The 7,577-nt window shown below is 68.9% G+C and carries 8 protein-coding genes; 7 read left to right on the top strand and 1 reads right to left on the bottom strand.

What is annotated here, in order from left to right:
• Together CA983_RS37765 and CA983_RS37760 are read left to right on the top strand one after the other, a co-directional pair.
• The coding region (locus tag CA983_RS37765) for a DUF4190 domain-containing protein (protein WP_143645680.1) at window positions 1-384 on the top strand (384 nt) is incomplete at its 5' end.
• Between the two features lie 68 nt (window positions 385-452).
• Complete coding sequence (locus tag CA983_RS37760) at window positions 453-917, top strand: DUF4190 domain-containing protein (protein WP_086605237.1); 465 nt, start codon at window positions 453-455, stop codon at window positions 915-917.
• Between the two features lie 54 nt (window positions 918-971).
• On the opposite strand, the gene CA983_RS37755 is transcribed toward CA983_RS37760, so the two are convergent.
• Entirely contained in the window at window positions 972-1,541 is a 570-nt protein-coding gene (locus CA983_RS37755) for an NADAR family protein (protein ID WP_086605236.1), read from the bottom strand.
• A 200-nt stretch (window positions 1,542-1,741) separates the two neighbouring features.
• Between CA983_RS37755 and CA983_RS37750 the strand changes: the two genes are divergently transcribed.
• From CA983_RS37750 to CA983_RS37730, 5 genes are read left to right on the top strand one after another with little or no spacing between them, the layout of a single operon-like run.
• Window positions 1,742-3,277 (top strand): gamma-aminobutyraldehyde dehydrogenase, encoded by a 1,536-nt coding sequence (locus CA983_RS37750; protein WP_086605235.1) that lies wholly within the window; start codon window positions 1,742-1,744, stop codon window positions 3,275-3,277.
• 56 nt (window positions 3,278-3,333) lie between these two features.
• Window positions 3,334-4,581, top strand: coding sequence for a polyamine ABC transporter substrate-binding protein (locus tag CA983_RS37745; RefSeq protein ID WP_086605234.1), 1,248 nt, complete (start codon window positions 3,334-3,336; stop codon window positions 4,579-4,581).
• Window positions 4,582-4,587: 6 nt separating this feature from the next.
• On the top strand, window positions 4,588-5,733 hold the full coding sequence (locus CA983_RS37740; protein WP_086605233.1) for an ABC transporter ATP-binding protein: 1,146 nt from the start codon (window positions 4,588-4,590) through the stop codon (window positions 5,731-5,733).
• A complete protein-coding gene (locus tag CA983_RS37735; protein ID WP_086605232.1) occupies window positions 5,733-6,662 on the top strand; it encodes an ABC transporter permease in 930 nt (309 codons plus the stop codon). Before CA983_RS37740 ends, CA983_RS37735 begins: the two co-directional genes overlap by 1 nt.
• A complete protein-coding gene (locus tag CA983_RS37730) occupies window positions 6,663-7,463 on the top strand; it encodes an ABC transporter permease (RefSeq protein WP_086605231.1) in 801 nt (266 codons plus the stop codon).
• Window positions 7,464-7,577: the final 114 nt, after the last annotated feature.

The raw sequence follows: 7,577 nt of genomic DNA, 5'->3' as shown, positions 1-7,577 counted from the left end.
GGCTACCCCGGCTACCCCCAGGCGGGCTACGGCTGGCCCGGTATGCCGCCGGCCCCCCAGAACGGCATGGGCGTCGCCGCCATGGTGCTGGGCATCATCTCCTGCACCCTCTTCTGTCTGTACGGCGTGGTCTCCCTGGTCACCGGCATCCTCGCCGTCGTCTTCGGCATCAAGGGCCGCAAGCGCGCCGAGGCCGGAGTGGCCACCAACCACGGTCAGGCCCAGGCGGGCCTGATCATGGGCATCATCGGGATCATCCTCGGCATCGCGGTGATCGTCCTGATAGCCGTCGGCATCACGGCCGCGATCAACAGCGACGAGCCGTACGACGACCCGTACTACGGCGCGCGCGCCCCAGTCGCCACCGTCCCGTCCCACCACTGAAACAGCCGTACTGCGCGGCGGACTTGGCCACTACGATTCCCTGGTCTGACAACGGAGGGGAGATCGTCATGTCCAACACCAATCCCACGCCCGGTGGGTTCGGTCCGCCGTCCCAGCCCCCGCAGCAGCCGGCCCCCGGATACGGCTATCCGCAGCAGGGCGGCCCCGGCTACGGCTACCCCCAGGGCGGCCCTGGCTACCCGGCCGCACCGCCGGTGGGCTACCCCCAGGCGCCCGGCTACGCGATGCCCGCGCAGCCGAGCAACGGCATGGGAACCACGGGGCTGGTGCTGGGCATCATCGGCGTGGTGTGCAGCGTGACCTTCCTGCTGTGGTTCTTCGGCGTGATCCTGGGCATCCTGGCGATCATCTTCGGCGCCATCGGGCGGGGCAGGGCCACCCGAGGTGAGGCCACCAACAAGGGCGCGGCGACCGCCGGGCTGGTCTGCGGCATCATCGCCACCGTGATCCTGCCGCTGCTGGGCTTCCTGCTCTTCGCCAGCATCATGGGCGGGCTCGGCGCGGCTGCCTGAAGCCGCTGCCGCACGGGGGGCCGGTCCATGGGCCGGCCCCCGACTCATGCCCCCTTATGACTCGCGCAGCCGCGCCCGCGCCTCCATCAGCGCGAAGCCCAGCAGGTTCGGCCCCCGCCACCGCTGCGGATCCATCGCCGCCTCGTCGTCCGCGGCCAGCCCGATGCCCCACACCCGGTCCACGGGACTCGCCTCGACCAGCACACGCTCGCCCGTGCCCAGCAGGAACTCCCGCAGCTGCGGATGCGCGCCGAACTTGTGGACGCTGCCCTCCACGACGATCCGGAACCGCTCCCGCCGCCATATCGCCTCGTCGAAGCCGCGCACCAGCCGCCCGGCCTTCTTCGCCTCGGCGGGATGCCCGGCGGCCAGCACGGCACGCTCCGCCGCCGCGTCCTCGAAGAGCCGGGCCTTGCCCGCCATCATCCAGTGCTCGGCCGTCGCGTACTCCACGCCGTCCACCGTGAACGGCGCCGGCCACCACTGGCTCAGGCAGCTCGCCCCGATCCGGCCGTCCGGCCGCGGCCGGTGCCCCCAGAAGTGCAGATACCTGATCCTGGCCCCCGCGCGGACAGCCCCGACCAGGGCCTCCCGGGAGCGGACCTCCCCCGTGATCTCCTCCATGCGCGCGAGTCTGGCACGCACCACTGACACAGCGTCCTGTGTTTTCCCTGCGGACTCGACACCTGGTCGACAGATTCCGTCGCGTAACCAAAAATCAACAACGGAATCCCTTGTTGGAGTGGCATCCCTCTGTCAGGATCGGCACTCAAATCGAGCCTGAGCCACGCCGGCCCCACTATGGGGACACGGAGGAGAGCGACATGCACAACCCGGGCAACGCCACCCCGGACCGATTCCCGGCCGAGGAGCGCTTCGCGGAGGGCGCGCAGTACATCGCCGGCCGCCTGACCAGGGGCACCTCCGGCCGCACGCATGCGGTCGTCGACCCTTCGTCGGGCGAGGAGGTGCTGCGCTACGAACTGGCGGGCACGGCCGACGTCGACCGGGCCGTCGCAGCCGCCCGCGAGGCCTTCCCTGGCTGGGCGGGAGCCACGCCGGGCGAGCGGTCCGACGCCCTGCACCGGTTCGCCGCGGTCCTGGCCGACCGTGCCGAGGACTTCGCCCGTGCCGAGTCGCTCCAGTGCGGCAAGCCGCTGAAGCTGAGCCGCGAGTTCGACGTCCCGGGGACGATCGACAACACCGCCTTCTTCGCCGGTGCCGCACGGCTTCTCCAGGGCCATTCCGCGGGTGAGTACTCCGGCGACCACACGTCGTACGTCCGGCGCGAGCCCATCGGCGTCGTCGGCTCCATCGCGCCCTGGAACTACCCCCTCCAGATGGCCGCCTGGAAGATCCTCCCGGCGATCGCCGCGGGCAACACCATCGTCCTCAAGCCCGCCGAGCTCACCCCGCTGACCTCGCTGCTCTTCGCCCGGGCGGCCACGGACGCCGGGATCCCGGACGGTGTGATCAACATCGTGACCGGCACCGGCAGGGAGGCCGGAGAGCACCTCGTCGGCCATCCCGACGTGGCCATGACCTCCTTCACCGGTTCCACCGCCGTCGGCAAGCGCGTCGCGGAGATCGCCACCGCCACCGTCAAGCGCCTCCACCTGGAGCTCGGCGGCAAGGCGCCCTTCGTGGTCTTCGACGACGCCGACCTCGAGGCCGCCGCCCACGGCGCGGTCGCCGGCGCGCTCATCAACACCGGGCAGGACTGCACGGCCGCCACGCGCGCGTATGTGCAGCGACCGCTGTACGACGCCTTCGTGGAGCGGACGGCCGCGCTCATGAAGACCGTCCGGCTCGGCGACCCCTTCGCCGCCGGGACCGACCTCGGACCGCTCATCTCGCACGCGCAGCGGGACCGGGTCGCCGGTTTCGTCGACCGGGCACGGGCCTACGCGCGCGTGGTGACCGGAGGCGAAGCACCGGAGGGGGAGCTCGCCAAGGGCGCCTACTACCGGCCCACCCTCATCGCCGACGCCGCCCAGGACAGTGAGGTCGTCCAGTCCGAGATCTTCGGACCGGTCCTGGTCGTGCTGCCGTTCGACACCGATGACGAGGGGATCGCCCTCGCCAACGACACCCCGTACGGGCTGGCCGCCTCCGCCTGGAGCCGGGACGTGTACCGGGCGAACCGGGCCACGCGCGAGATCAAGGCGGGCTGCGTGTGGGTCAACGACCACATCCCGATCATCAGCGAGATGCCGCACGGCGGCTACAAGTCCTCCGGCTACGGCAAGGACATGTCCGCGTACTCGTTCGAGGAGTACACCCAGATCAAGCACGTCATGTTCGACAACACCGCGGTGGCCGCCAAGGACTGGCACCGCACCGTCTTCGGGGATCGATAGTCGTCTGCAGGCCGCCTGACCAACGGCCGCCCACCCTCCGAAAGGGCACCACGCGCATGGAGCAGTACGAGCCCGACCGCCTGTCCCCGGCCCAAGTGGCCGCCATGCGGCGCAGTTTCACAAACGGCAGGGCCGCCCTCACCCGGCGGTCGCTGCTGCGCGCCTCCGCGGGCGGGGCGCTCGCGGCCGGCGGACTCGGGACGCTGAGCGCCTGCGGCATCCCGGCGGCGGGCCAGTCGCAGGGCGGCGTCCCGGCGGAGGACCGTTCGGCCAAGGAGAAGACCGTGAACTTCTCCAACTGGACCGAGTACATGGACGTCGACGACAGCGGCAAGCACCACCCGACACTGGAGCAGTTCACGAAACGCACCGGCATCAAGGTCAAGTACACCGAGGACATCAACGACAACAACGAGTTCTTCGGCAAGATCAAGCCGCAGCTCGCCGCGGGCCAGGACACCGGCCGCGACATCATCGTCCTCACCGACTGGCTGGCCGGCCGCCTCATCCGCCTGGGCTGGGTGCAGAAGCTCGACCCGGCCAACCTGCCGCATGCCTACGCCAACCTGTCGGCCCAGTTCCGCAGCCCCGACTGGGACCCGGGCCGCGCCTACTCGTACGTCTGGCAGGGCATCTCGACCGTCATCGCGTACAACAAGAAGGCCCTCGACGGCGTCGAGGTGACGTCGATATCCGACCTGCTCGACAACCCCAAGCTCAAGGGGCGCGTCGGTTTCCTGTCGGAGATGCGCGACAGCGTCGGCATGACGCTGCTCGACATGGGCAAGGACCCGGCGGACTTCACCGCCGACGACTACGACGCGGCCATCGCCCGGCTCCAGAAGGCCGTCGACAAGGGACAGATCCGCCGTTTCACCGGCAACGACTACACCTCGGACCTGACCAGCGGCGACTTCGCGGCCTGCGTCGCCTGGGCCGGTGACGTCGTCCAGCTCAAGGCGGACAGCCCCGACATCGACTTCCTCATCCCGGACAGCGGCTACATGACGTCCACGGACAACCTGCTGATCCCCAACAAGGCCCGGCACAAGACGAACGCCGAGCGGCTCATCGACTTCTACTACGAGCCGAAGCCGGCCGCGGAACTCACCGCGTACATCAACTACGTGTGCCCCGTCGACGGCGTGAAGGCCGAACTGGCGAAGATCGACGAGGACGCGGCGAACAACCCGCTGATCATCCCCGACAAGGCCATGGCCGCCAAGTCGCACGCCTTCCGCTCGCTGAGCTCGAAGGAAGAGACCGAGTTCGAAGAGAAGTTCGCGAAGCTGACGGGGGCGTGACCCAAGATGACGAACAAGACAGACCCCACCGGCGACGTCCGCCTGACGGGCATATCCAAGACCTACGGCGCCTTCACCGCCGTCCATCCGCTCGACCTGACCGTGCCGCAGGGCTCCTTCTTCGCCCTGCTCGGCGCCTCCGGCTGCGGCAAGACCACCACCCTGCGCATGATCGCCGGCCTGGAGGAACCTTCCGCCGGCACCGTCTCGCTGGGCGGCCAGGACGTGACCGCGCTCCCGCCGTACAAGCGGCCCGTGAACACGGTCTTCCAGTCCTACGCCCTCTTCCCGCACCTCGACATCTTCGAGAACGTCGCCTTCGGCCTGCGCCGGCGCGGCATCAAGTCGGTGAAGAAGCAGGTCGAGGAGATGCTCGACCTGGTCCAGCTCGGCGAGCAGGCCCGCAAGAAGCCGCACCAGCTCTCCGGCGGCCAGCAGCAGCGCGTCGCCGTGGCCCGCGCGCTGATCAACCACCCCAAGGTGCTCCTGCTCGACGAGCCGCTCGGCGCCCTCGACCTGAAGCTGCGCCGCCAGATGCAGTTGGAGCTCAAGCGCATCCAGACCGAGGTCGGCATCACGTTCATCCACGTCACGCACGACCAGGAGGAGGCCATGACCATGGCCGACACGGTCGCCGTGATGAACGCGGGCCGCGTCGAGCAGCTCGGCTCACCGGCCGACCTCTACGAGAACCCGCGCACCACATTCGTCGCCAACTTCCTCGGCACCTCCAACTTCATCGAGGCCGAGGTCGACTCCAAGAGCGGCGAGGAGATCGTGCTGAAGGCGGGCGGCGGCAAGCTCGTCCTGCCCGAGGCGCGCTGTTCCGCCCCGGCGACCACCGGCGGCAAGGTGCTGGTCGGCGTCCGCCCGGAGAAGATCTCCCTCACCCACGCGGACGACGCCGGCGAGATACCCGACGGCCGCAACCGCATCACCGGCCGGATCGCCGACTCCAGCTTCATCGGCGTCTCGACGCAGTACGTCGTCGACAGCCCGGTCTGTACGGACTTCGAGGTCTACGCCCAGAACATCGACCGCGACCCGCGGCTGGTGCCCGGCGCCGAGGTCGTCCTGCACTGGAACCCGGCCCACACCTTCGGCCTGGACGCGGACCAGGACGCCGACGCCGGAGTGGAAGAGGCGGCCTGATGTCGACACTCACCGAGGCGCCACCGCCGCTCGCACCCGAGGCCCCCGAGCCGAAACCCCCGAGGCGCAGGGGCCGCTGGACCCCGTACTGGCTGCTGCTGCCCGGCATCCTCTGGCTGCTGGTCTTCTTCGCGCTGCCGATGATCTACCAGGCCTCCACGTCCGTGCAGACGGGCTCCCTGGAGGAGGGCTACAAGGTCACCTGGCACTTCGCCACGTACTGGGACGCGCTGTCCGCGTACTGGCCGCAGTTCGTCAGGTCCGTGCTCTACGCGGGCACCGCCACGATCCTGTGCCTGCTGCTCGGCTACCCGCTCGCGTACCTGATCGCCTTCCGCGCGGGCCGCTGGCGGAACCTGATCATGATCCTGGTGATCGCGCCGTTCTTCACCAGCTTCCTGATCCGCACCCTGGCCTGGAAGACGATCCTCGCGGACGGCGGCCCGCTCGTCGGCGCGCTCGACACGCTGCACGTCCTGGACGTCACCGGCTGGCTCGGCTGGACCGCCGGCGACCGGGTCCTCGCCACGCCGCTCGCGGTGGTCTGCGGACTGACGTACAACTTCCTGCCGTTCATGATCCTGCCGCTCTACACCTCGCTGGAGCGCATCGACGGCCGGCTCCACGAGGCCGCCGGTGATCTGTACGCACGTCCCTGGACGACCTTCCGCAAGGTGACCTTCCCGCTGTCGATGCCGGGCGTCGTCTCCGGCACGCTGCTGACCTTCATCCCGGCCACCGGCGACTACGTCAACGCCGACCTGCTCGGCTCCACGGACACCCGCATGGTCGGCAACGTCATCCAGACGCAGTTCCTGAGAGTGCTCGACTATCCGACCGCCGCGGCACTCTCGTTCATCCTCATGGCGGCCATCCTTCTCATGGTCACCCTCTACATCCGCCGGTCCGGGACGGAGGATCTGGTCTAAATGCCCTTCGTCAACTGGCTGAAAAGAAATCTCGTCGTCATCGCGGGACTGCTGACGCTCGCCTATCTCCTGCTGCCGAACGTCATCGTCACGGTGTTCTCCTTCAATAAACCGAAGGGGCGCTTCAACTACGAATGGCAGCGGTTCTCCCTGGACGCCTGGAAGGACCCGTGCGGGGTCTCCGACCTGTGCGGCTCGTTGTCGGTCAGCCTCCAGATCGCGTTCTGGGCGACCCTCGGCGCCACCCTCCTCGGCACGCTCATCGCCTTCGCGCTGGTCCGCTACCGCTTCCGCGCCCGCGGCGCCGTGAACTCGCTGATCTTCCTGCCCATGGCGATGCCCGAGGTCGTCATGGCCGCCTCGCTGCTCACCCTGTTCCTCAACATGGGCGCCCAGCTGGGCTTCTGGACGATCCTCATCGCGCACATCATGTTCTGCCTGAGTTTCGTGGTCACGGCCGTCAAGGCGCGCGTGATGTCGATGGACCCAAAACTGGAGGAGGCGGCGCGGGACCTGTACGCGGGCCCGTTCCAGACCTTCGTCCGGGTCACCCTGCCGATCGCGGCGCCGGGAATCGCGGCGGGCGCCATGCTCGCCTTCGCCCTCTCCTTCGACGACTTCATCATCACCAATTTCAACGCCGGCTCGACAGTCACCTTCCCCATGTTCGTCTGGGGCTCGGCACAGCGCGGAACGCCCGTTCAGATCAATGTGATCGGGACGGCCATGTTCGTCGTCGCCGTACTGTTCGTCCTGGCTTCCATGGCCGTCGGTAATCGCCGCAACAGACACAAGGCATAACCGTAGGGAGTTGAAATCATGGCCCCGAGCGCCATGAATCAGCGGTACAAGTGGATCCGTTCGCTCTCCGACGCCCAGCCGGTCCCGTACTGGCTGGACGACCCCGGCCGGCCC

The sequence above is a fragment of the Streptomyces swartbergensis genome (genome assembly GCF_002148965.1).
Lineage (GTDB): Bacteria > Actinomycetota > Actinomycetes > Streptomycetales > Streptomycetaceae > Streptomyces > Streptomyces swartbergensis.
The sequence above is the reverse complement of the archived record's forward strand: the minus strand, read 5'-3'. Positions and strand labels throughout refer to the sequence as shown.

Coding starts and splice junctions, on each gene's coding strand:
- CA983_RS37760 (WP_086605237.1), top strand. CDS start 453: ATGTCCAACACCAATCCCACGCCCGGTGGGTTCGGTCCGCCGTCCCAG.
- CA983_RS37755 (WP_086605236.1), bottom strand. CDS start 1,541: ATGGAGGAGATCACGGGGGAGGTCCGCTCCCGGGAGGCCCTGGTCGGG.
- CA983_RS37730 (WP_086605231.1), top strand. CDS start 6,663: ATGCCCTTCGTCAACTGGCTGAAAAGAAATCTCGTCGTCATCGCGGGA.
- CA983_RS37740 (WP_086605233.1), top strand. CDS start 4,588: ATGACGAACAAGACAGACCCCACCGGCGACGTCCGCCTGACGGGCATA.
- CA983_RS37745 (WP_086605234.1), top strand. CDS start 3,334: ATGGAGCAGTACGAGCCCGACCGCCTGTCCCCGGCCCAAGTGGCCGCC.
- CA983_RS37735 (WP_086605232.1), top strand. CDS start 5,733: ATGTCGACACTCACCGAGGCGCCACCGCCGCTCGCACCCGAGGCCCCC.
- CA983_RS37750 (WP_086605235.1), top strand. CDS start 1,742: ATGCACAACCCGGGCAACGCCACCCCGGACCGATTCCCGGCCGAGGAG.